Origin of the sequence: Flavobacterium sp. CF136 (genome assembly GCF_000282055.1) — a bacterium.
In the GTDB taxonomy this organism is placed as follows: domain Bacteria; phylum Bacteroidota; class Bacteroidia; order Flavobacteriales; family Flavobacteriaceae; genus Flavobacterium.
The window spans coordinates 14,621-37,559 of sequence record NZ_AKJZ01000012.1; the positions used below are offsets into that span (position 1 = coordinate 14,621).

18 protein-coding genes and 1 other RNA gene are annotated in these 22,939 nt (G+C 33.1%); 10 read left to right on the forward strand and 9 right to left on the reverse strand.

Annotated elements, in window-relative coordinates; translation table 11 throughout:
- Positions 1 to 144 precede the first annotated feature (144 nt).
- Positions 145 to 1,137 carry a virulence RhuM family protein gene (locus tag PMI10_RS05020; RefSeq protein ID WP_007805247.1) on the forward strand — a complete coding sequence of 331 codons (993 nt, stop codon included), beginning with the start codon at positions 145 to 147 and terminating at the stop codon, positions 1,135 to 1,137.
- A 4-nt stretch (positions 1,138 to 1,141) separates the two neighbouring features.
- Here PMI10_RS05020 and PMI10_RS05025 read toward each other — a convergent pair whose 3' ends face one another.
- Positions 1,142 to 1,915: a TlpA family protein disulfide reductase gene (locus tag PMI10_RS05025; protein WP_007805249.1), complete on the reverse strand. Its 774-nt coding sequence runs from the start codon at positions 1,913 to 1,915 to the stop codon at positions 1,142 to 1,144.
- Positions 1,916 to 2,012: 97 nt separating this feature from the next.
- On the opposite strand from PMI10_RS05025, the gene PMI10_RS05030 reads away from it, so the two are divergent.
- The 4 genes from PMI10_RS05030 to PMI10_RS05045 all read left to right on the forward strand — a co-directional run bounded on the left by PMI10_RS05030 (position 2,013) and on the right by PMI10_RS05045 (position 4,627).
- Positions 2,013 to 2,753, forward strand: coding sequence for a prolipoprotein diacylglyceryl transferase (locus PMI10_RS05030; RefSeq protein ID WP_007805251.1), 741 nt, complete (start codon positions 2,013 to 2,015; stop codon positions 2,751 to 2,753).
- A 30-nt stretch (positions 2,754 to 2,783) separates the two neighbouring features.
- Positions 2,784 to 4,172, forward strand: coding sequence for a radical SAM protein (locus PMI10_RS05035; protein ID WP_007805253.1), 1,389 nt, complete (start codon positions 2,784 to 2,786; stop codon positions 4,170 to 4,172).
- Positions 4,173 to 4,191: 19 nt separating this feature from the next.
- Positions 4,192 to 4,365, forward strand: coding sequence for a hypothetical protein (locus PMI10_RS22010; protein WP_157489717.1), 174 nt, complete (start codon positions 4,192 to 4,194; stop codon positions 4,363 to 4,365).
- A gap of 64 nt (positions 4,366 to 4,429) precedes the next feature.
- Complete coding sequence (locus tag PMI10_RS05045) at positions 4,430 to 4,627, forward strand: hypothetical protein (protein WP_007805259.1); 198 nt, start codon at positions 4,430 to 4,432, stop codon at positions 4,625 to 4,627.
- Between the two features lie 280 nt (positions 4,628 to 4,907).
- Here PMI10_RS05045 and PMI10_RS05050 read toward each other — a convergent pair whose 3' ends face one another.
- The 4 genes from PMI10_RS05050 to PMI10_RS05065 form a co-directional block, all read right to left on the reverse strand.
- Positions 4,908 to 6,974 (reverse strand): beta-N-acetylhexosaminidase, encoded by a 2,067-nt coding sequence (locus PMI10_RS05050; RefSeq protein ID WP_007805260.1) that lies wholly within the window; start codon positions 6,972 to 6,974, stop codon positions 4,908 to 4,910.
- A gap of 150 nt (positions 6,975 to 7,124) precedes the next feature.
- Positions 7,125 to 9,062: a glucosamine-6-phosphate deaminase gene (gene nagB / locus PMI10_RS05055; RefSeq protein ID WP_007805262.1), complete on the reverse strand. Its 1,938-nt coding sequence runs from the start codon at positions 9,060 to 9,062 to the stop codon at positions 7,125 to 7,127.
- A gap of 117 nt (positions 9,063 to 9,179) precedes the next feature.
- Positions 9,180 to 10,796, reverse strand: coding sequence for a RagB/SusD family nutrient uptake outer membrane protein (locus PMI10_RS05060; RefSeq protein ID WP_007805264.1), 1,617 nt, complete (start codon positions 10,794 to 10,796; stop codon positions 9,180 to 9,182).
- Between the two features lie 10 nt (positions 10,797 to 10,806).
- On the reverse strand, positions 10,807 to 13,839 hold the full coding sequence (locus PMI10_RS05065; protein ID WP_007805266.1) for a SusC/RagA family TonB-linked outer membrane protein: 3,033 nt from the start codon (positions 13,837 to 13,839) through the stop codon (positions 10,807 to 10,809).
- 265 nt (positions 13,840 to 14,104) lie between these two features.
- Between PMI10_RS05065 and PMI10_RS05070 the strand changes: the two genes are divergently transcribed.
- The 3 genes from PMI10_RS05070 (at position 14,105) to PMI10_RS05080 (ending at position 17,498) form a co-directional block, all read left to right on the forward strand.
- Positions 14,105 to 15,157 carry a sensor histidine kinase gene (locus PMI10_RS05070; protein ID WP_007805268.1) on the forward strand — a complete coding sequence of 351 codons (1,053 nt, stop codon included), beginning with the start codon at positions 14,105 to 14,107 and terminating at the stop codon, positions 15,155 to 15,157.
- Positions 15,147 to 15,848: a LytR/AlgR family response regulator transcription factor gene (locus PMI10_RS05075; protein ID WP_007805270.1), complete on the forward strand. Its 702-nt coding sequence runs from the start codon at positions 15,147 to 15,149 to the stop codon at positions 15,846 to 15,848. Before PMI10_RS05070 ends, PMI10_RS05075 begins: the two co-directional genes overlap by 11 nt.
- Positions 15,849 to 16,022: 174 nt before the next feature.
- Positions 16,023 to 17,498, forward strand: a complete 1,476-nt coding sequence (locus PMI10_RS05080; RefSeq protein WP_007805272.1) for an MFS transporter — start codon at positions 16,023 to 16,025, stop codon at positions 17,496 to 17,498.
- Between the two features lie 123 nt (positions 17,499 to 17,621).
- Here the strand turns inward: PMI10_RS05080 and fsa are convergent, their stop codons facing one another.
- From fsa to ffs, 3 genes are all read right to left on the reverse strand, one after another.
- Positions 17,622 to 18,278 (reverse strand): fructose-6-phosphate aldolase, encoded by a 657-nt coding sequence (fsa, locus tag PMI10_RS05085; protein ID WP_007805275.1) that lies wholly within the window; start codon positions 18,276 to 18,278, stop codon positions 17,622 to 17,624.
- Positions 18,279 to 18,471: 193 nt separating this feature from the next.
- The gene (locus tag PMI10_RS05090; RefSeq protein ID WP_007805277.1) at positions 18,472 to 19,275 is read right to left on the reverse strand and encodes an SDR family oxidoreductase; all 804 of its coding nucleotides are present in this window, start codon (positions 19,273 to 19,275) and stop codon (positions 18,472 to 18,474) included.
- A 108-nt stretch (positions 19,276 to 19,383) separates the two neighbouring features.
- Positions 19,384 to 19,481: signal recognition particle sRNA small type (ffs, locus tag PMI10_RS21570), an RNA gene on the reverse strand.
- 88 nt (positions 19,482 to 19,569) lie between these two features.
- Here ffs and PMI10_RS05095 point away from each other — a divergent pair.
- Positions 19,570 to 20,619, forward strand: coding sequence for a glutaminyl-peptide cyclotransferase (locus tag PMI10_RS05095; protein ID WP_007805280.1), 1,050 nt, complete (start codon positions 19,570 to 19,572; stop codon positions 20,617 to 20,619).
- A 104-nt stretch (positions 20,620 to 20,723) separates the two neighbouring features.
- On the forward strand, positions 20,724 to 21,962 hold the full coding sequence (gene hutI, locus PMI10_RS05100; protein ID WP_007805282.1) for an imidazolonepropionase: 1,239 nt from the start codon (positions 20,724 to 20,726) through the stop codon (positions 21,960 to 21,962).
- A gap of 49 nt (positions 21,963 to 22,011) precedes the next feature.
- Here the strand turns inward: hutI and PMI10_RS05105 are convergent, their stop codons facing one another.
- A complete protein-coding gene (locus PMI10_RS05105) occupies positions 22,012 to 22,890 on the reverse strand; it encodes a hypothetical protein (RefSeq protein ID WP_007805284.1) in 879 nt (292 codons plus the stop codon).
- Positions 22,891 to 22,939: the final 49 nt, after the last annotated feature.

A 22,939-nucleotide genomic window follows, 5' to 3' on the forward strand; every position in this document is an offset into this window, starting at 1 on the left:
TTTAAACTAAACTCATACTCTACTGTTATGGTTTAAATTGTGAAAAAAATGCTTTGAACTTTTGAAACTAAAACTTACATTCACTTATATAACTTATATGGTTTAAAACTACAATTTGCTTACCTTCACTTTTTATTCAAAAATATGCAGGCACCCATTTTATTATATCAAACATCTGAAACTAACGTTAATGTTGAAGTTACTTTTTTGGATGAAAATTTCTGGCTATCTCAAAAAGCAATGGCTCAATTGTTTGCTGTCGATACAAGAACTATAAATGAACATCTTCAGAATATATTTAATTCATTAGAATTAGATAAAAATTCAACTAACCGGAAAATCCGGATAGTTCAAACAGAAGGAAAAAGAGAAGTTAACCGAGAAATTGATTTTTATAATCTGGATGCAATTATCGCTGTTGGTTACAGGGTAAACTCAAAACAAGCTTCGCAATTTAGAATCTGGGCAACAAAAACACTTAAAGAATTCATTATTAAAGGATTTGTCCTGAATGATGACATGCTAAAAAACGGCAAAGCTTTTAGCAAAGATTATTTTGAAGAATTACTGGAACGTATTCGGGAAATCCGCTCTTCTGAAAGAAGATTTTATCAAAAAATAACCGATATCTATTCTCTTTCTGCAGATTATGAAAAAGACAGTATAGAAACAAAAACATTTTTTGCAACAGTTCAAAACAAACTGCATTGGGCGATAAGTGGAAAAACCGCAGCTGAGATTATTTATTCAGAAGCCGATGCTGCCAAAATTCATATGGGACTTTCGACATGGAAAGATGCACCGGATGGAAAAATTCAAAAATCAGATGTAAGTATTGCTAAAAATTATTTGAATGATGCACACCTGCAAGAATTGAACAGAATTGTTTCTGCCTATTTAGATTTAGCCGAAAATTATGCTAAAAGACAAATTGTGATGAAAATGGACGACTGGACTGTTTTTCTGAACAATTTTCTTCAACTTTCAAGTTATCCGATATTAAATGACAAAGGAAAGATAACGCATTTAGAAGCTAAAATTAAAGCAGAAATGGAATTTGATAAATTTCGAATTATCCAGGACAGAGAATATCTTTCTGACTTTGATAAAGAAATATTAAAGCTAAATAAAAAATAAAAAATCACAATTTACTTTCTTTCTCCAAAGCAACGTCTAAACTTTCAAAATCATTGACTACTTTGGTTATTATGCCTTCTTTATTCAGGATAAAATGCGTTGGAAAAGCATTCAAATCTAAAGTCTCGTTCATATACACTTTCAGGTTTGGAATCACTGAATATGACAATGGTTTTCTAATTAAAAATGCTTTTAATTGTTCGGGAGTATCTTCGGCGAGACTTATGAAAAGAATATCTTTTCGATCTTTATATTCTTCCACTAAATGATTTACCTGCGGAAATTCTTTGATACAAGCGGCACAGTGAATATACCAGCATTTTACAACAATGATTTTGCCTTTCATTGTTTCGTTTGAAACTACATTTCCATTCAAATCTTTAAAGGAAAATTTAGGAAAAACCGTGCCTTCCATTTTATAGTTTTTAAGGGCGTCAAAAGCAATTTGATTGATTGTGGCTTTTATACTGGTATCTGATTTGGGCTGGATTTTAAACAGCTTGTAACAGTAAATTGAATCAGCTGATTTTAATCGGATTGGAATAAAATTTCCGTTAACCAATTGATCCAAAAATGATTCTTTTGAAATTTCTTTTGAAAGAAGATCAAGCGCTGTAAAATCTCTTGAAAGCATAATATTTTTGCTTTGATACGTCCACCAGTCCATAAATTTATTTTGAATCTGAATCGGGTCAACTTCCGGATTTCCAAATTTTGTTTGACCTGAGCAAGAAGTAAAAATTAAGACTAAAACTATAAGACTGATTAGTTTTTTCATGAAATTTAATAGAATAATTTAGAATTCAAAAGTACTTAAAAATTAGTTTAGAAATCTTTAAATAGATTTACCTATATTCGTTAAAAATCCTAATTAAATGACATTTCCTTTTCAATTTGAAATCTTTGAAAAAACCTTTTACTGGCATTTTATATTTGAAACTTTAGCTTTTTTTGTTGGCATAAGAATCTATTATTTTCTAAAAAAAAGAACAGACGATCCTATATCGGACACTAATCGTTTAATTATTATGATTGGCGCCATGATTGGTGCTTTGATTGGATCGAGAGTAATTGCTTTATTAGAAAACCCTTCACAAATTGCCAATCAGACTTTTCTAACTTTCTATCAAAATAAAACCGTAGCAGGAGGATTTCTGGGAGGATTATTTGGTGTTGAAATCATTAAAAAAATCATTGGCGTAAAAATAGCCTCCGGGGATTTATATGTGATTCCAATTATTGCAGCTTTATTTATTGGTCGAATTGGGTGTTTTTCCATGGGAATTGCTGAACCAACTTATGGTAACGAAACTACCTTTTTTACCGGAATGAATTTAGGTGATGGACTGCTAAGACATCCTATTGCGCTGTATGAAATGCTATTTATGATCTTACTTTTTATCTTTTTTCAAAGCATAAAAAATAAAACGCTGATTAATGGCGATCGATTTAAACTCTTTATGGTTTTATATTTTTTATTTCGCTTTTTAGTCGAATTTATAAAACCTTACGAACCTTTATTTCTTAATTTAAGCAGTATACAATGGAGTTCGATTTTTATTTTTGGTTATTACTGGAAATTTCTTTTCAGAATGTTTGCCTTTAAAAATAAATAAATTCTTAATTTACACCATAAATTAATTCTAATGAAAACCCGCGATTATATATTTTACGATTACACTAAAAGTTTATGCCATCACTGTCTGGCACTTGTAGATACTAAAATTGTATTTCAGGATGACAAGGTCTGGATGCTGAAACATTGTAAAACACATGGCGAAACAAAGTCTATGATTGCTGATGACGTCAATTATTATAAGCAATTGCGTAATTACAATAAACAATCTGAAATGCCTTTAAAATTCAATACAAAAGTGCATTACGGCTGTCCTTATGACTGTGGATTGTGTACAGATCACGAACAGCATTCGTGTTTAACCATTGTAGAAGTTACGGATCGCTGCAATTTAGCCTGTCCAACCTGTTATGCCAATTCAGCTCCCAACTACGGAAGACATCGTACTCTTGAAGAAATTGAAAAAATGTTTGACACAGTTGTGGCGAATGAAGGCGAGCCGGATGTGGTTCAGATTTCGGGAGGCGAACCAACAGTACATCCTGAGTTTTTTAAAATTCTGGATATTGCCAAAAGTAAGCCTATCAAGCATTTAATGTTAAATACAAACGGTATCCGAATTGCAAAAGACATCAAATTTGTAGAAACACTGGCCACATACATGCCTGACTTTGAAATTTATCTGCAATTTGACAGTTTTAAACCCGAAGTGTTACAAAAACTCCGCGGTGAGGATTTAACGGAAGTTCGCAAAAAAGCAATCGAACATCTTAATCAGTTTAATATTTCGACTACATTAGTGATTACGCTCCAGAAAGGAGAAAATGATGATGAAATTGGAAAAATAATTGAATATGCCTTACAGCAAAAATGTGTTCGCGGTGTTACGTTTCAGCCTACACAAGTTGCCGGAAGAAATGACAATTACGATGATTTTTCAGGAAGAATAACCCTGACTGAAGTACGCAGAAAAATTTATGAGCAATATCCTCTTTTTACACCACAGGATTTAATTCCGGTTCCTTGTAATCCGGATGCTTTGTGTATGGCTTATGCATTGAAAATTGATGGGGAAGTTTTCCCGATGACGCATTTGATAAACCCTGAAGATTTATTGAATAACTCTAAAAACACCATTGTTTTTGAGCATGATGAAAAACTAAAAACCCATATGCTGAATTTATTCAGTACCGGCATTTCTGTTGATTGTGCAGAAGGTGAATTTAATGAATTAATGTGCTGTTTGCCAAGGGTTCAATCAGATACATTAAATTATAACAACTTGTTTCGAATTTTGATTATGAATTTTATGGATGCTCATGATTTTGATGTCAGGGCGGTAAAAAAATCATGTGTTCATATTGTAAGTGATAAAATGAAAATCATTCCTTTTGAAACAATGAACCTATTTTACAGAGATCATAAAATTGATCAAATACGAGAAGAATTGAATGTTTAATTTTTAAAACGATTAAATCATGGGCTTTTTAATATTTCTTGGATTCATTCTTGCGGTAATGTTTTTTATTGGTCTGATTGGCTTAATTTCGGGTAAAGGAAATAAAAAAGTTTTTTTAACACTTCTATTGGTTCCAATAGTCATTGCTGTAATAGGATTTGGAACATGTGTAGTGATTTTAAATAATCTGTAATTCAAAAACATAATTAAAATCATTCTTAAAAAACATTATAAATCAATATATTAAATTCAAAATAATGGGAGAGTTTTTAGTTTTTGCGGGGGCAATAATTGCTTTTATGAGCGTAATCGCTTTTTTATTTGGTATTGTGCGTTTAATATTTATATCCGATGATAAAAAATTATCCTTGAAAATTATTTTATATGCTGTGATTGCCTTTGTAATTGGTTTTGGAACTTGTGCTGCAAATTTTTCATTGGGCGGCATGCATTAATTAAAAAAACCTGACAATTTCTTGCCAGGTTCATAATGCTCTCCTTTAAGCAAAAACCAAATAACAAATTACCTAAAATCGATACATTTAGGAAATATAAATCAGATTAAAACATAAATAACCAAACTCAATTTTAACCGTCCCAATTTTTTATTTCCTTATTTTTAAAACATTTTTAACGGACTTAATTTGGTCTTAATTATCCCTGCCAGATTAATTCTCCGGCAGAGATAAAACCACTTCTAATAATCACAATTTAACTTAAACTACACTTACTCAACTATATTAATTTCTTTAAGCTTGCATAAACCGCCAGCTCAACATCGGCATGGTCTTTTGTATTGCATTGTTCAATCAGACTTTTTAAATCGGTTGTTTTTAAAGTTGATTTATTATCTAAAACAAGCAATAACTCTTGCGATACATTGCTTAATTTTTTAGCCAAAGGCAAAATGGGCTGTACTAAAGGCGCATTGGCACTTAGCGCAATCAAACCTTTATTTATGACAATCCATTTGTTGAAAAATGCGGCAACTTTTTCCTTATTTTCAAGAGTTTTATTCGCTAAATATTGATTTACGGCGTCATCAAAAGCCAATGCATCTTTGGCGTCCGGAGTACAGGCATCTGCAAAAAGTGTGAGCGGAGAATACATCTGATATTCGGTTCCGTCCTTATTTCGTGAATATCCTTTTAAGGGTTCGCAAATATTAGAGAAATCATTAATGTCCTCAATATTTTGATTATTTACAATATTTCTAAGGATTACCGCTTTGTTACTAATATGTGTCAAACCTAATTCTTCTAATCTAAAAGAAACGGTTTCAAGACGTTTACGCATATTAGCCACATCTGTAATATTTTCTGCAGACCAAAGCCTTTCAGCAATTGCAGCTGTTCTTGGCCAAAGTCTTGAATCTATTGTCGTTGATGATACAAGTTCTGTCCACATTGTTGCTTCTCCACCCAGGATTCTTGCCTTTTCTTCCGTTGTTAAATTAGCGCCTTTTGGCATTGGATCATTCAGATAATGGCTTTCAACCGGATACATCAAATCAAGATAATATCCGTTTGACAATACTGTTTTATAACCTTTTTTAACTGCGTCTAATAATGACTTACCTGCAGCCACTCCTTCGTTTGGTCCTCTCCAGGAATGAATAATAGCTTCTTTTGACATATTTTTTGTCAAAATTTCTTCCCAACCCATTAATTGCTTACCATGTTTTTTAAGCATTGGAATCAACTGCATGGTAAAATAAGTTTGCAGTTCATGATTTGTAGCTAACTTATTTTTCTTTTTAAACTCCTGAATTTTAGGATTGGCATCCCAGTCTTTTCCTTCGTTTTCATCTCCCCCGATATGAAAATATGCACCCGGAAACAAAGGACAAACCTCATCAAAAAGCTCACTCAATAATTGGTATGTTTTAGGATTTGAAGGATCTAATGTTGGTGAAAAAATACCGGCATTTCTTTCAACTCCATAGGTCGCAATTGCCGTTCCCTGAATATTTTTTTCAGAAGTTCCACCTGTCAGTGTAATCACTTTACTTCCAATTTCAGGATAAGCTGTTAAAATAGCAGATCCGTGACCGGGAACATCTATTTCCGGAACAATTAAAATTCCGCGCTCATCAGCGTATTTTACGATATTTTTAATTTCCTCTTGTGTGTAATATTGTCCATCTGAAGCTAATTCAATTAGTTTTGGATGTTTTTTCATTTCGATTCTCCAACCCTGATCATCAACCAAATGCCAGTGAAAAACATTCATTTTCATAGCAGCCAATCCGTCAATATTCCTTTTAATCACATCTACAGGCTGAAAATGTCTTGAAGCATCTATCATTAATCCTCTCCAGGTAAATCTTGGAAAATCTGAAATTTGTGAGTTCGGAAAATAAAATGACGTACTATTATTTTGCAGCATTTGCAATAAGGTTTCAAGACCATGCAAAGCGCCTAAATCGCTGGTAGCATTTATTGTAATTTGCTTTTGTTTAATATCTAAATGATAGCTTTCATCTTCATACAAACCAATCTTTCCACTTTTTGTACAGTTTATTTGAAGTACAGCATCCGGAACTTCGTTTAGTTTTGTAATAAAACCCTGTTCGAAAAAAATACCGGTTCTACCATCTAATCGTCTTAAAAAACGAGTGACACCTCCAAAAATTCTCGGATTTGGATTTCCTGTAATATTTACTTTAAAATTTTTAGTCAAAGCAAAGCTCCCATCGTTTAAAACAATATTCTGAGGCCATGGCATAAGATTTAATTGCTCTTTTTGAATTTGAGCATTAGATGTTAAACCTGCTAATAGTAGGACTAATATATATTTCATTTTATGTTGGTTGATAAAATGTTATCCTGAAATAACATTAATAATATAAATAAAATCCAGAAAGATCTCTATTGACTCCCCACTATCGTTATGGATCAATCTGAATTTTGAAATTTGATCGGTTTCTAAACCGAATCTTAATAAATAATCTTAATAATCAAAACGTTTAAAAGCCTCAATCGCTTCGTATTCTGCCAAACCTAAATCATCATATAAAATGGCTGTATTTTTATTACGGTCTTCTGCCCTAACCCAGAATTCCCTTGAATCATTGCCCTGAAACATAACCCTGTCTTTTTGAGATTGATGGTACAAAATTGCATGGCGTTTCAGTAATACTTCTGATGGACTTAACGGAACAGCCATATCAATTTCGTGAATGTCCCATTCGTGCCACGCTCCTCGGTACAACCATAACCAGCAATCATTCATATAAGACTGTGGCTTAAGTTCTTTCATTGCAGCAAATATTGCATTGAGACAAACTTCATGCGTTCCGTGCGGATCGGCAAGATCTCCTGCAGCAAATACCTGATGTGGTTTTATTTTGGCGATAATATCCTTTACGATAGCAATATCTTCGGGACCTAACGGATTTTTCTTAACTTGTCCTGTTTCATAAAAAGGAAGATCTAAAAAATGAGTATTTTCATCTTTTAATCCAATATATCTTGTAGCGGCATACGATTCCCTTCTTCTGATAAGTCCTTTTAATTTTCGGACTTCCAAAGAATCTACCTGATCTTCTGATTTGTTATTCAGAAATTTAATTACAGATTTAAAATTTATTTTGCTCTCTACATCACCAACAAAATCGTTACCTACTTCGGCAAATTTTAATGCTTCATCATCAGTAACAGCAATATTTCCGGAGGTTTGGTATACAACGTGTACATCATGCCCTTGTTTTATCAATTTTGAAAAAGTTCCTCCCATAGAAATCACGTCATCATCAGGGTGTGGACTAAAAAGAATCACTCTTTTTTTAGCAGGATTGGCTCTTTCCGGACGGAATGAATCGTCAGTATTTGGTTTTCCGCCTGGCCATCCTGTAATCGTATGCTGCAATACATTGAACATATTGATATTCAAGTCATAAGCAGAACCTTCCAGTGCCAATAGATCTGACATTCCGTTATTATTGTAATCACGGTCTGTTAATTTTAATATTGATTGTTTTGTCTTTTGGCATAACCAAACAATTGCTTTGCTTTTTAATTCCTGTGTCCAGATACATTCTCCAACTAACCAGGGCGTTTTAAAACGGGTTAATTCAGAAGCGGCAGACTGATCTAAAACGAAAGTTGCATTTGGGTGATTTTGTAAAAATGTAGCAGGAACTTCAGAACTGATATCACCCTGAATGGTTCTTTTGATGATATCGGCTTTGTTTTGCCCCCAGGCCATTAATACAATTCTCTTAGATCTCATAATGGTCGAAACTCCCATGGTAATTGCTCTTTTGGGAACGTTATCTATACCATTAAAATCTGAAGAAGCATCTACTCTTGTAATGTGATCCAGTGTAATAATACGTGTACCGGAATTAATATGCGATCCTGGTTCGTTGAAACCTACGTGACCTGTACGACCAATTCCTAATAATTGAAAATCAAGGCCTCCAGCGTTTTTAATATTCATTTCGTAATCAATGCAATATTGATTCAATTCATCAATAGCTATTGTACCATCCGGAATATTTATATTTTCAGGGTTGATATCAATATGATTAAAAAGATGCTGGTGCATGAAATAGTGGTAGCTCTGATTGTTCTCTTTGGTCATTGGATAATATTCATCCAGATTAAAAGTGATTACATTACTAAAACTCAGTCCTTCTTCTCTGTGCATTCTAACCAATTCCTCATATACTTTTACAGGAGAAGAACCTGTTGCCAAACCTAATACACAAGATTTATTTTTTTCTTGTTTAGATCTAATTAACTGAGCAATTTCATGAGCTACAATTACTGAAGCTTCTGCCGAATTTTTGAAGATTTCATTGTGAATTTTTTCGAACCTGGTTTCTTCAAATTTCCCTGCACTTTTATAGCTGATATCAGGTTTTATTTCTAAAGCACTTTTCATTTTTTTCTTTTTATAGTATTATAAAGATAAGTTTTTTAAGTAATGGCATAGGCAATTTGCACCGCCTATACCATTTACAAACCACACTTATATTGTTTTTAATCTTTGCTTATTTTATTAGAAGTTAGCTCCGGTAGTATCCCACCAAACTCTGGTTCCACCATTATCCGGGCCACCTAATTTTGCAACTCCTGTAGCTACACCACCGGAATTTCCAGCTTTTTCTGATTGTACAAAATTTATTCTTCGTACACCAAATTGAGTAGTAATTGTTCCGCCACTGTAATTTTTAAGTACAGGGAATAATTTAGGGTATCCTGTTCTTCTGTAATCAGACCATGCTTCCTGGCCTTCCGGGAAACCGGCAATCCATTTTTGAGTAATAATTTTTTGCAATTTAACTTCATTAGTTGCAGCTGCATCCCAGGCAACTGTTACATTATTAACGGCAACTGCATTATTTTGTGCTCCATCATAAGTCACATCTCCTTTATCATCTATTATTAAAACAGGATCTACATAATTCTTTGGAGTTTTTACATTATCCGCTATATATCCAGATGCCCCTGAAACACCACGCTGATCAAATGAAGCTTTAATACCAGCTTCATATAATTCCTGAGCTGTACCATTCATATTCCATCCTCTTAATGCTCCTTCAGCTCTTAAAAAGTAGGCTTCAGCAGTAGTCATTAAGACAATTTCTTTGGATCTGACAACAGCCCCAATTCCTGAAAAATCCTGATGATCTGATTTTGCCGCAATATTGATACCTGTACGAACACCTTTGTATTCTCCTGGAAATTGAGCAGAAGTATCAAAATAAGTTGATAATCTTGGATCTTGATATCCACCCAAAATTGATTCCATATCAGCTGACATACGAATATCTAACCAGGAATCACTAATTGTTGCAATTGGGTTTGTATAAACCGGAGATACAATTTTAAATAAATCGGCATTTGTAGTAAAGACACCAAACTTTTGTGCAACAGCTTTTTCAGCTTCTGTTTTTGCCAGTGCCGGATTAACTTTAACGATACGCATAGCTAATCTTAAACGCAGTGTATTGGCAAATTTAACCCAGGCCTTGTAATCTCCTTTGTATCCGGACATATCTGTTGAAACAAAAGTTGATGGCTCAGCTGCATCTACTCTTTTTGTTAATTCGGTTACAGCAATATCTAATTCACTAAACATCAGGTTGTACACTTCTTCCTGAGAATCATAACCAATAGTTGCATCTGATGTACCAAATTGAGAATATATTATTGGTCCAAAAGTATCAGTCATTCTGTGCATGCCTTCAACTTTCAAAATCAATGATAAAGCATAGAATTGATCATATTTACCTTTAGATTTATTTGCAATATCGTATGCATTAAACATTACATTTTTATATCCATAATCCCAAATAAATCCATTCCAACCATCAACTAATGAATAAGTTGTATTATTTATACCTCCGGCAAAACCTGTCGGAGTAGCCATATACCCGGACCAGATATCACAATTTAGTCCTTGTTGTAATTGATAAACCCATTCCGGAGTTAAGACCTGAATATTATTAAACATTGGAGCAAATCCTCCTTTAATGTGATTAAAATCCTGTTCAAATAATTCTGGTGTGATACCATTTGGATTGGTATTAATTTCCTCAAAATTATCTGTACAACCTACTGCAGCAAGTAATGACATGCAGATAGCCGCTTTTGTTATTTTATATAGTTTCATGTTTTTAGTATTAGAAAGTTACGTTTAAATTAAGACCGATACTTCTGGTAGATGGTAAACCATAAATATCTACTCCTTGTAAACCTTGCCCGGTACTTAATGCAATATTTGGATCAAAAGGGGCATCTTTGTAGATAAAGAATAAGTTTCTGGCAATTAACGAAACACTTGCTGTTTGAATAAATGGCAATAATTTAGGATTAAAAGTATACCCAACAGAAACTTCTCTCACACTTACGTTTGTCGCTTTATAAACATATTCTCCAGTAATTCCAGCTCTTCCGCCAACCTGAGAATAATAAGATTGAGCATCCATAGTAGTAACTGTCGTTCCATCCGGTTTAACAGCATTTATTTTAACTCCTCCTGCATTTCTTGCGTCGCCTGTTGCTTTAGATACTCCAAACGAATCATTCTGTGCTTCTGTTAAACTCATTACATCACCACCGAAACGGCCATCAATTAATACATTGGCAAAGAAAGAACCAAATTTGAAAGAGTTAGAAAAACCTAACATAAAATCCGGATTTGAATTCCCTACTTCTTCAAAATCTGTTCTTTGAATTGTACCGTCATCATTTAATAAAATTCTTCCTTGTGCATCTTTTTTAAAGTTGATCCCTTCAATTACACCATATGGCTTGCCTTCAACCAAAGCATATCTGTAACTATTTACACCTGCTTCAGTTAAATTAACTCTTCCTCCTAATTCAGTAGGGATTTCTTTTACTTTATTCTTATTTTGTGAAAAGTTAACAGCTGAATCCCATGAAAATTTATCTCCTCTGATAATTCCGGCATTTAACACAACTTCAAAACCTTTATTTTCAATACTTCCTGCATTAATACTATAAAAATCAACACCTTCCTTATTTCCAACCGGTGCTACAACTTGCAAATATTGATTTTTGGTTTCTGAATTATAATAAGATACCTCAAAACTTAATCTGTTATTAAACATTCTCCATTCTGTACCGAATTCATATTCTGATTTAAGTTCTGGTTTCAAAGTTGTTCCCTCTTTTGGACCTGCAACAGGATTATATTTTGTTCCGGTTCCCGGAAGGTAATAATTAGACGGAATACTTATATAAGGATAAATATCATTACCTACTTGTGCGTAAGTAGCACGAACTTTACCATAATTAATCCACTCAGGCAAAGTTGCCATTTCACTAATAAGTGCTGTTACACCAACTGAAGGATAAAAGTAACTTGGCGTACCTGTATTTACTAATGTAGACGACCAGTCATTTCTTCCTGCAAGATCTAAGAATAGCATATCTTTATAACCAAATGTTGTAGCAGCAAATACAGATTGAATTTCTCTTTGAGAATCAATAGTTTGATAATTACCATCGTTATTATTAAAATTATGCAATGTAAACCAGTTTGCATATTTTAATCCACCTCCAATACCTGAATCTAAAATTGTTTTTTGATTTATTAGTGTATTGTTAATACTAGTACCAATGTTAGCATTAAAACTAAAATCAGAACCAAATTTTGTATTTATGGTAGCAATTAAATCTCCATAACGTTGTGTGCTTAGAGAGTTCTCATTGATATATCTACCATTAATATTTGAAAGAGTACCTTGAGTTGTAGCATATATTTTTTTATCAAAATTACTTGTTACCCTATTATAACTATATCTGGAAGCAATACTTAACCAATTATTCACTTTATAAGTAAGTGACAAAGCTCCATTGAAAAAATCATTTTTATCTTCTGATTTATTTCTGTTGATTGCCCAGTATGGATTTTGCATAATATCTCTATTAGTCATCCAGTTTTGAGCCATTAAATTTCTTGAAGAATCAAAAACCTCAAAATTATTTTTGTAATAATCAAAATCGTTTCCTCTTGGCATTAAATAAACTCCTGTTAATGGATTAAAATAAAATCCGTTTACCGGTTTATTTGCAATTGTTTGTGAAGTATAATTTGCATTGGCGGCAAAAGTCAATTTATCATCAAAGAATTTAGCTGCTTGTCTAATCCCAAAGTTATTTTTCTTTAAACTGTTCCCTGGAATAATTCCTGTAGCAGATGTATTGGCATAAGAGAATCCTGTAGAAGAATTTTCAGAACCAATTGAATATCCAACTGAAGTAATCTGAGTAGTTCCTGTATTAAAGAAATCTTTTACGTGATCTGTTGATTTTTGTTTAGCTCCCCAGGACTCATCAGCGCCTGGAGCAGCAATGTAATCTGTTTGAAATTTAGGCATGTAAGCCGCTTCCTCGAAAGTAGTAACTGAAGAAGCCGAAATATTTGCTTTTCCGCTTTTTGCTTTTTTGGAAGAAAGTAAAATTACACCATTAGCTCCCTGAGATCCATATAATACTGAAGCTGCTGCTCCTTTAAGAACCGTCATTCCTTCGTAATCGTCAGGATTTATTAAAGATACAACATCTCCACCATCACGATTACCCCCAGACAAACTACCAAATGAGTCATTCGGTTGACCTGAACCTGAATTCAGCATCGGGATACCATCAATTACATATAATGGCTGGCTGTTTGAAACTGATGAATTACCCCTAATAATCACTTTTGTAGAACCTCCGGTACCTCCTGCACTTTTCGTTACAGCAACACCTGCAATTTTACCAGCGATAGTATTAATAACGTTAGCATCTTTTACACGGGTTAACTCTTCTCCTTTAAGCTCTTGAGCTGCATAAGTCAAAGACTTTCTTGTTTTCTTGATACCTAATGAAGTTACCACAACTTCGTTCAATGCATTTGATGCTGCCTGTATCATTTTAACATTAATTGTAGCAGCATCCCCTACAACTATTGATTGTGTTTCAAGACCTACATAAGTAAAAACTAAAGTTTGTCCTTTTTGCACTTCAATTGCATACAAGCCGTCAAAATCGGTAGTCGTACCTCTTTGACCTCCTTGTACAGCAACAGATGCCCCTGGTAACGGCATCCCATCAGAATCTGTAATCACTCCCTTGACACTTTTTACCTGGGCAAGCGAAACCTGCGCCGTAAAAACAATCATAAAGATTAAGAAAAATTTTTTCATGTTTATTTATTTTTGTTAGTTATGGTGTAAATTTATTCTTAAGGTATTGTTAAAAAAAATAATTTATACAAACTGCTTTAAATTTTAAACCAACGACATAAAACAATCAATAATACGTTTTACGAAAACGTTTTTTAAATAAAAAAATATATCAAATGTTCTTTTATTTAAAATTTTATTCAAAAAAATTGTGTTTTACCAACTAATTGTTTAAAGTTGCATATAAATTTAAACCTTCCATTAATACGTCTAAAACGTAACTAAATTGAGCGAAATTCAAAAACTGAACTTTGACATTAAACTTCAAAATCATATTTGGTTCTGGGGAGGTTATTTTACATTGAACTTTTTAAGATGGGGCGCTTACTTCAATGATTACCCGTATTCATTCAAATCCAACTTAATTGAATTTTCATTGCACATCCCTTTAGTATATTTTAATCTTTTTATTCTGGTACCTCGTTATGTCCTGAAACAAAAATATATTCAGTATACTATTGCTTTGCTTATAAGTCTTTTTGGAATCTATTTATTAAAAACAGCTCTGACTTATTATCTTATATCCGAGAATATCTGGCCGGAAGCCAATCGGGAATATCATCCGTTTGAAATTAATCATATTGTAGCAGTTTGCATTGGTGAATTATATGTCTTAGCTATGGCATCGTCTGTTTATCTTACTTTAACATGGTTGCGTGAGCGCGAAAGAAACAGATCATTGAGGGAAAATCAATTTAAAATCAAATTAAAATATCTTGAAAATCAAATTCAGCCTCACTTTTTCTTCAATACATTAAATAATTTATACGCATTATCACTAGAATCTTCCGATAAGGTTCCGGATGTAATTATTAAGTTATCAAACCTGATGGAATATGTACTATACGATATAAAAGGAACCAAATTTGTACCTCTGATAAAAGAAATTGATTACATTCAGAATTATATTGAAATTGAAAAACTTCGCTTTGAGAATGTGGAAGTTACCATTAACTTAGAATCAAATATTGAAGATATCAAAGTGCCTCCTTTAATATTTATTTCATTAGTTGAAAACACTTTTAAGCATGGAGGATTAAATAATAAAAATTTAAAAATTAAAATCAATTGTAAGGTTATTGATAATAAATTCCTGCATTTTGAAATCCTGAATAATTTTGTAATTTCACAAAACCTTAATCCAAAAAGTGGAATTGGCCTGGTCAATACCAAGAAAAGATTAAAATTAATTTACAGAAATAATTTTAGTCTGGAACACAAAACAAAGCTAAATTACTATATAATCCGTTTGCAAATACCTATTCATAATGAAGATTAAATGCGTGTTGATTGATGATGAGCCTCTGGCTATCAAAGTCTTGCAGAATTATTTCACCAATTTCACTGACTTTGAAGTTATTGCCACATTCAATAATTCTTTAGAGGCGCTTGATTTTATAAACAGCACACCTGTTGATGCAGTCTTTTTAGACATCAATATGCCTATGATGACAGGATTTGAATTAATTAGTTTAATCGAAAACAAAACTAAAGTCATCATAACAACCGCCTTTAGGGAATTTGCTGCCGAAAGCTATGATCTTGATGTTTTAGATTATTTGGTAAAGCCTATTCCCTTACCAAGATTCATTAAATGCATTAACAAAATTACAACCGAATACAATTTAAAAAACAATATTAAAACAGAAGCTTCCAAGGGTGATTCACATATTTTTATTAAAGTAGATAAAAAAATGATGAAGATTAATATTGAAGAAATCTTATTTGTCGAAGGAATGAAAGAATATATAAAAGTAGTTACCCCGGACAAAACATACATTACCCACAAATCGCTTACCTCATTATCGGAAGAATTGCCTAATGATAAGTTTTTACGCATTCACAAATCGTATGTAATCGCTCTTAACAAAGTAAAATCAATTGAAGGAAACAGAATTCAAATTCTAAATCATATCATTCCTATTGGAAGAAATTACAGCAAAGAGGTAAAAAATAAAATTTTAGAGTAGCTTATTTGCCCCTGAAAGCTTCATAATTATAAAAAAAAACGACACTTTGTTGAAAAATTTGTGTTGTTTGTTTAATTTTAAAATTATTTGTGTTCTTTTATTTTTTTTTGAAAAATGTAACAAATATATTTACGCACTTCAAAAAAACAATAAACAAAAAAATTAACCTTAATTATGAATTCAGAAAATGTTCAAACCAAATGGGGACAATTTATCTCTTTGATAATAGTCTTCTTCTTTTGGGGTTTTGTTGGCTCAGCCAATGACATCCTTATTCCGGTGTTCAAAAAAGTATTTACATTATCTCAGGTACAGTCACAATTAGTTGCATGGGCCTTTTATGCAGCTTACTTTGTAGGATCAATTATCTTTTTTTTAGTATCACTAAAATCAGATGTTTTACAAAAATTCGGATATAAAAAAACACTATCAGCAGGATTAATTCTTTCTGCAGTTGGCTCATTTTTATTCGTTCCTGCAGCAACAATGGAAAGCTTTCCTTTCTTTCTAACAGCTTTATTTACTGTAGGTTTAGGATTTTCTATTCAGCAGATTGTTGCTAATCCGCTTGCTATCAAAATGGGAAGTCCAACAACCGGAGCCCACCGTTTAACTTTGGCAGGAGGTGTTAACTCTTTCGGAACAACAATTGGCGCAATCTTACTTGGAATTGCCCTGTTCGGAATGGGAGACAACAAAAAAACCAGTCTTTCTCTGGAAGATATCAAATTACCATTTATCATTTTAGGACTTGCTTTTATACTTGTTGCAGTTTTCATGTACTTTTCTAAAATTGAAGACCCGGCAAAAATAGATGAAGAAGAAGCTAAAATTGAACATAAACATGCAAAATTCAATATTCTGGACTATCCACAGTTATATTTAGGAATGTTAGGAATCTTTATTTATGTTGGAACAGAAGTTACTATCATCAGTAATTTACCGGCATTACTAAAAACAAAAGAATTTGGCAGTATCCTCGAAGACGCGATTTCTCCATTTATTGCACTTTATTGGGGAAGTTTAATGATTGGTCGCTGGAATGGCGGAGTGAATGTTTTCAATACATCAAACTTAGTAAACACTGCTCTTAAATTTATTGTTCCGGCTTTAGCTTTTGGAGTAATTATTGGAGCTAACATTTTTGCTGCACACGACGTTTCTTCATTTTACATCTACCCATTTTGGATCTTACTGTTTATAGCAATTAGTTTCATTGGTGGAAAAAATGCAGGAAAAACATTAATGCTTTTCGGAGTATCCGGTTTATTAATGATGGTAATGGGATTAGTATGTCCAGACACAGAAATTGCTAAATTCTTCTTTATTTCAGGTGGATTGTTCTTATCGATCATGTGGCCATCAATTTTCGATTTAGCGATTGCCGGTTTAGGTAAAAATACAGGAAAAGCTTCCTCTTTCTTAATTATGATGATTCTTGGTGGTGGTGTAATTCCGCTTGTCCAGGGGAGTATCTGTGATTTAGACGCCACAGATCCAAACGGAATATTAGGCATCACTTATACACACTTCTCATACATTGTACCGCTTCTTGGTTTTGCATATTTAGCATTTTATGGTTTCTACTGTCCTAAAATATTAAAAAGACAAGGTGTAAGCCATGTAATAAGCGAAGGCGGAGGGCATTAAAAATCTTCCGAAAAACAAAAAGTCACCTATTTCAAAAAATGTAATAGGGGACTTTTTTTATTCAAAAAAACGCTGTTTCTCATTATAGAAAAACAGCGTTTTTAAATCATTATTCAGTAAAAATTACTTATTACCTTTCTCAAAATCAGCAACAAATTGTGCCAATCCAATATCTGTTAATGGGTGCTTTAATAAACCGTAAATAGCAGAAAGAGGTCCTGTCATAACATCAGCACCAATTTTAGCGCAATTTACAATATGCATTGTATGACGTACAGAAGCAGCTAAAATTTGAGTCTCATAACCATAGTTATCATAGATTTCTCTAATCTCCTGGATCAGGTTCAAACCATCAGTAGAAACATCATCCAGACGACCAATAAACGGAGAAACATAAGTTGCACCCGCTTTTGCAGCCAATAAAGCCTGTCCAGCAGAAAACACAAGAGTTACATTCGTTTTAATTCCTTTATCAGAAAAATATTTAGCAGCCATAACACCTTCTTTCGTCATTGGCAATTTCACCACGATTTGATCGTGCAAGTCAGCCAGCTCCTCACCTTCTTTAATCATTCCGTCATAATCCAGCGCATTAACTTCAGCACTCACATCACCTTCAACAAGATTACAAATGTCAACGTAATGCTTCAAAATATTATTTTTTCCGGTAATACCTTCTTTCGCCATCAATGACGGATTTGTAGTTACACCATCCAAAACACCTAAAGCCTGTGCTTCTTTAATCTGAGCTAAATTAGCTGTGTCAATAAAAAATTTCATATTTATTTAAATTTAATTGTGTTCATAATTTGGGCGTGACCCAAGGGTCGGGCTATTCACTATATCTTTTGTTTTTTAAAGAAAAAACAAAAGGATGCCGTTTTTATCCCTCACGCAAAATCGGTGCAAAATTACAAAATGAATATCAATAACAATTAATAATTTTAAATCAAGTGATTAATTCAGCTTTTCTTTAAAGCTTATAATGATTCATTAACATTTTTTCATATACTGTATCAGGAAGAACCCGCTTTAATACAATCGAAAATTTCTGCATAAAAACACCTACTTTATAATGCACCTTAGTTTTTTTAGCCTGTATGATTTTATAGATCGCTTCAGCCATTTCGTTTGGATTACTTCCGGCATCAACATGTTCATTCATTGTAGAAAGCGTTTCTCCATACACCTTTTCGTAAGCAGAACCGGAAATTACCGGCGCATGATAACGTCCTGCAGCGATATTCGTAGCAAAATCCCCTGGTGCAACATTGGTAATATTTATTCCGAAAGATTTTACTTCCATACGCAATGCTTCAGTAATCAATTCCAGCGCCCCTTTTGAAGCCGAATAAACGCTTCTGTACGGCAACCCCATATAACCTGCGATAGAAGTAATATTGATAATTAAACCCGATTTTTGCTCACGCATTTGTGGCAGAACTGTTTTCATAACCTCAATTGGTCCAAAGAGATTAGTTTCAAAATTATTCTTGATTTCTTCCATCGGAATTTCTTCCAAAGGTCCCGTAATTCCAACACCGGCATTATTGATCACAACATCAAGTCGTCCGGTAGTAGCAATAATTTTTGTCACCGCAGCTTTAATTGACTCCACATTTCGAACATCCAAAGCAACAAGAGGAAAAACAGAATTAAGTACTTTCTCAGGATTTCTGCTGGTTCCATAAACAACGAACCCTTTTTGGTGTAAAAATTCTCCAATAGATTTTCCGATCCCTGATGATCCTCCGGTAATTAAAACGACTTTGCTCATTGTGCAGGTTATAAATTTATATTGTTTTAGTAATGTCCAAAAATAAAAAAATCCTCCCGAAGGAAGACCACTTTTGCATTAATTCTAAAAGAATTTCGATAAAATAAAAAATGGCAAGCGACCTACATCGCACCGCTCAACCACGTACCCTTGCTATGTTCCCATCCTGGGGGAGTCTGCAGGAGCTGGTCGTGTAGGACTTGCCGGTGCAAATATACAATCTTTTTATATTTTTGCAAGAGCTTTGTTGCTATAAAAATATCGTCGTATATTGGCTTATTCAAAATTTTAACTATGAAAAAATATAACTTCCTAGCTGTCATTTTATTAGGAATCACATTAATTGGTTGCAACGGTGCTAAAAAAGGTGAAAATTCTTTATTTACGATCGATGATTCGACTTTTCCTGCACATTTTACATCTAACGAAGCCGTTTCTATAGCAATTTTAAATCCAAATTCTAAAGAAATTGATAGTATTGTATACTTTGTAAACGATAAAAAAGTGGGAAGCACAAAAGGTGCCGAAAAATTCAAGTTTGAGTTAAAAGACCAAAAATTAGGATATCAATACCTAAAAGCGACTGCATATTTTGGTGGAGATTCTTCAGATGCTACTAAACGTGTAGAACTGGTTTCTAACGTTGAACCTAAATTATTAAAATACAAAATTGTAAATAAATACCCTCACGACACAAAATCTTTTACAGAAGGATTAGAATTTTATAATGATACATTATACGAGAATACCGGTCAAAAAGGATCTTCTTATTTAAGAAAGTACAACTATAAAACTGGGAAAATTTTTAAGCAAGTAAATATGGATTCGAAATATTTTGGCGAAGGAATTACTTTCATCAATGGAAAATTATTCCAGTTAACATGGCAGGAAAAAACAGGTTTTATTTATGACGCTAAAACTTTGAAATTGGAAAAAACCTTTACATATGATAAAGATATTGAAGGTTGGGGAATGACAAATGACGGAAAATATATTTATCAAACAGACAAAACAGAAAAAATCTGGAAAATGGACCCGGCAACTCAAAAAATGATAGATTATATCAATGTTTATTCTGGTGAATCAAAAATAAAAGCTATCAATGAATTAGAATGGATTAACGGAAAAATCTATACAAATGTTTGGCAAAAAGACGCTATTGCAGTTGTAAATCCAACTTCTGGAGCAGTTGAAGGAATTTTGAATATGTCCGGATTAAAAAAATTCGTTAAAAATACTGACGCAGATGTTCTAAATGGAATTGCCTACAATCCAAAAACCAAAACCATTTTTGTAACAGGAAAATATTGGGACACATTATTTGAAATAACAGTTTCAGAATAAAAGAATTAATTCAAATTTTTCAAATTCCAATCAACACGAATTTCACAGATTTTCACGAATTAATTAGTGTCAATTTGTGAAATTTGTGTTTTAAATCTATTCAAATGATCACTTTAATTAAAAACATAAAAGAACTGCTTCAGGTACGTGAAACGTCTGTTTCTAAAGTTTCCGGGGCTGAAATGGCAATTCTTCCAACCATACAAAACGCTTTTTTGGTTATAAAAGATAATCTGATTACTGATTTTGGACCGATGAAAAATATTCCCGAAATCAAAGCTGATAAAATTATAGATGCAACTGGCCGAATTATTTTACCTTCCTGGTGTGACAGCCACACCCATATTGTATACGCAGGTAATCGCGAGCAGGAATTTGTAGACCGAATCAACGGATTTTCATACGAAGAAATTGCAAATCGCGGCGGCGGAATTCTAAATTCTGCAAAAAAAATAAACGAAACTTCTGAAGAGGAAATTTATGGGCAGTCAAGGCTTCGCTTAGAGGAAGTAATGAATTTGGGAACCGGAGCAGTTGAAATAAAATCAGGTTACGGATTAACAACAGAAGGAGAATTGAAAATGCTTCGCGTTATTAAAAAACTCGCAAAAAATTATCCAATTACAATAAAAGCTACTTTTTTGGGAGCTCATGCTTTTCCACTGCATTATAAAGAAAATAAAGCGGCGTATATTGATAAGATTATAACCAAAATGCTTCCTGAAATTGCTAAAAACAAACTGGCAGATTATATAGATGTCTTTTGTGAAACAGGCTATTTTTCTGTAGAAGAAACCGAAAAAATCATGGAAGCCGGAATTCAATTTGGTTTAAAACCGAAAATTCATGTGAACCAATTTAATTCTATTGGGGGAATTCAGGCTGGGGTTAAATTTAAAGCCCTTTCCGTCGATCATCTTGAAATCATGAAACCTGAAGATATTGAAGCTTTAAAAAACACAGAAACGATGCCTGTTGCTCTGCCATCGTGTTCCTATTTTTTAAGCATCCCTTACACTCCTGCCCGTGAAATGATAAAAGCAGGTTTACCTTTAGCCTTAGCAACCGATTTCAACCCCGGTTCTACTCCATCCGGAAACATGAATTTTGTTGTTGCCACTGCCTGCATCAAAATGAAAATGACTCCTGAAGAAGCCATAAATGCAGCCACTATAAACGGTGCCTATGCAATGGGAATTTCAGAAACACACGGAAGTATCACAAAAGGTAAAAAAGCCAATTTAATCCTGACTAAACCTATCTCTTCTTATTATCAAATTCCCTATGCTTTTGGGAGTAATTTGATTGAAAATGTTTTTGTAGAAGGAAAAATTTTAGCATAAAAAAGAGGAGTTTTACACTCCTCTTTTTTATTTTTAATAAATGTCTTTCTTATCTTAAAGAAAAACTAGTTTTAGAAACTAATTCGTCATTATCAAAAATGTTAATGAAGTAAGTTCCTTTAGCGAAATCTTTACCAGGTAAATCTTCAGAAACATTTACAGTTTTGTTTTCGTACTGTACAGTTGTTTTAAAACTATAAGTTAAAGAGTTATCTCCAAAACTTTCTGTTTTCTTATCTCCTAAGACATTGTTTTTCGCATCAATAACTTGTACATAATACGTTTTATCACCAGATTTAGCGATTTGATTTTCAGCAATAGTAAAGCTTACTTTTAAAACATCAGCACGACTGGCTTTGTCCGTTTCTACTTGTTTTCCTGAGCTTTTTAATTTGTAAGCAGCAGTTTTTGTATTTAAAATAGATAATTTAGCTCCTTTTTCAACTGTTTTTGATAACTCCTCGTTTTGACCAACTAAAACTTCATTGAATTTTTTAGATTCTCCCAAGACAACAATAGTACTGTCTCTCTGAACTGTTAAAACTCCATTTTGTTTTTTCAATTCGTCATTTTCTGCAACTAAAACTTTCATTTTACCTTGCATTGCCTGCACTTGAGATCTGAATTTAGACACATCTCCTTTGGATTTATTCAAGTCATCCATCAAAGCCACAACTTTGTCTCTTTCCTGAATTAATTCATCAGACATTGAAGTATTTTCAGCAATGGCAGCATCGTAGGTTGCTTTCAATTCCTGAAGATCTTTCAATACGGATTCTTTTTCTGTCAAAGTTGTTGTAAGTTCTGTTTTTACAACATCAGTATCAGAAGAAAGTTTAAAAATGTACACTAAACTACCAATTAGTAGGACTGCTAAAACTGCGATAACTGCCTTTAGGCTTGAGTTGTTTTTGTTTGGGTTTTCCATATTTTAAATAATTTTCTTAATAACAAATTTAATAATTAATATAAGGTAA

What these genes read in the sequence shown, in the direction of transcription:
- PMI10_RS05030 (WP_007805251.1), top strand. Translation starts at nt 2,013, where the DNA reads ATGACATTTCCTTTTCAATTTGAAATCTTTGAAAAAACCTTTTACTGG.
- PMI10_RS05075 (WP_007805270.1), top strand. Translation starts at nt 15,147, where the DNA reads ATGAAGATTAAATGCGTGTTGATTGATGATGAGCCTCTGGCTATCAAA.
- PMI10_RS05105 (WP_007805284.1), bottom strand. Translation starts at nt 22,890, where the DNA reads ATGGAAAACCCAAACAAAAACAACTCAAGCCTAAAGGCAGTTATCGCA.
- PMI10_RS05065 (WP_007805266.1), bottom strand. Translation starts at nt 13,839, where the DNA reads ATGAAAAAATTTTTCTTAATCTTTATGATTGTTTTTACGGCGCAGGTT.
- PMI10_RS05090 (WP_007805277.1), bottom strand. Translation starts at nt 19,275, where the DNA reads ATGAGCAAAGTCGTTTTAATTACCGGAGGATCATCAGGGATCGGAAAA.
- nagB (WP_007805262.1), bottom strand. Translation starts at nt 9,062, where the DNA reads ATGAAAAGTGCTTTAGAAATAAAACCTGATATCAGCTATAAAAGTGCA.
- PMI10_RS05045 (WP_007805259.1), top strand. Translation starts at nt 4,430, where the DNA reads ATGGGAGAGTTTTTAGTTTTTGCGGGGGCAATAATTGCTTTTATGAGC.
- PMI10_RS05080 (WP_007805272.1), top strand. Translation starts at nt 16,023, where the DNA reads ATGAATTCAGAAAATGTTCAAACCAAATGGGGACAATTTATCTCTTTG.
- PMI10_RS05050 (WP_007805260.1), bottom strand. Translation starts at nt 6,974, where the DNA reads ATGAAATATATATTAGTCCTACTATTAGCAGGTTTAACATCTAATGCT.
- PMI10_RS05060 (WP_007805264.1), bottom strand. Translation starts at nt 10,796, where the DNA reads ATGAAACTATATAAAATAACAAAAGCGGCTATCTGCATGTCATTACTT.
- PMI10_RS05095 (WP_007805280.1), top strand. Translation starts at nt 19,570, where the DNA reads ATGAAAAAATATAACTTCCTAGCTGTCATTTTATTAGGAATCACATTA.
- PMI10_RS05025 (WP_007805249.1), bottom strand. Translation starts at nt 1,915, where the DNA reads ATGAAAAAACTAATCAGTCTTATAGTTTTAGTCTTAATTTTTACTTCT.
- PMI10_RS05035 (WP_007805253.1), top strand. Translation starts at nt 2,784, where the DNA reads ATGAAAACCCGCGATTATATATTTTACGATTACACTAAAAGTTTATGC.
- PMI10_RS22010 (WP_157489717.1), top strand. Translation starts at nt 4,192, where the DNA reads ATGGGCTTTTTAATATTTCTTGGATTCATTCTTGCGGTAATGTTTTTT.
- fsa (WP_007805275.1), bottom strand. Translation starts at nt 18,278, where the DNA reads ATGAAATTTTTTATTGACACAGCTAATTTAGCTCAGATTAAAGAAGCA.
- hutI (WP_007805282.1), top strand. Translation starts at nt 20,724, where the DNA reads ATGATCACTTTAATTAAAAACATAAAAGAACTGCTTCAGGTACGTGAA.
- PMI10_RS05020 (WP_007805247.1), top strand. Translation starts at nt 145, where the DNA reads ATGCAGGCACCCATTTTATTATATCAAACATCTGAAACTAACGTTAAT.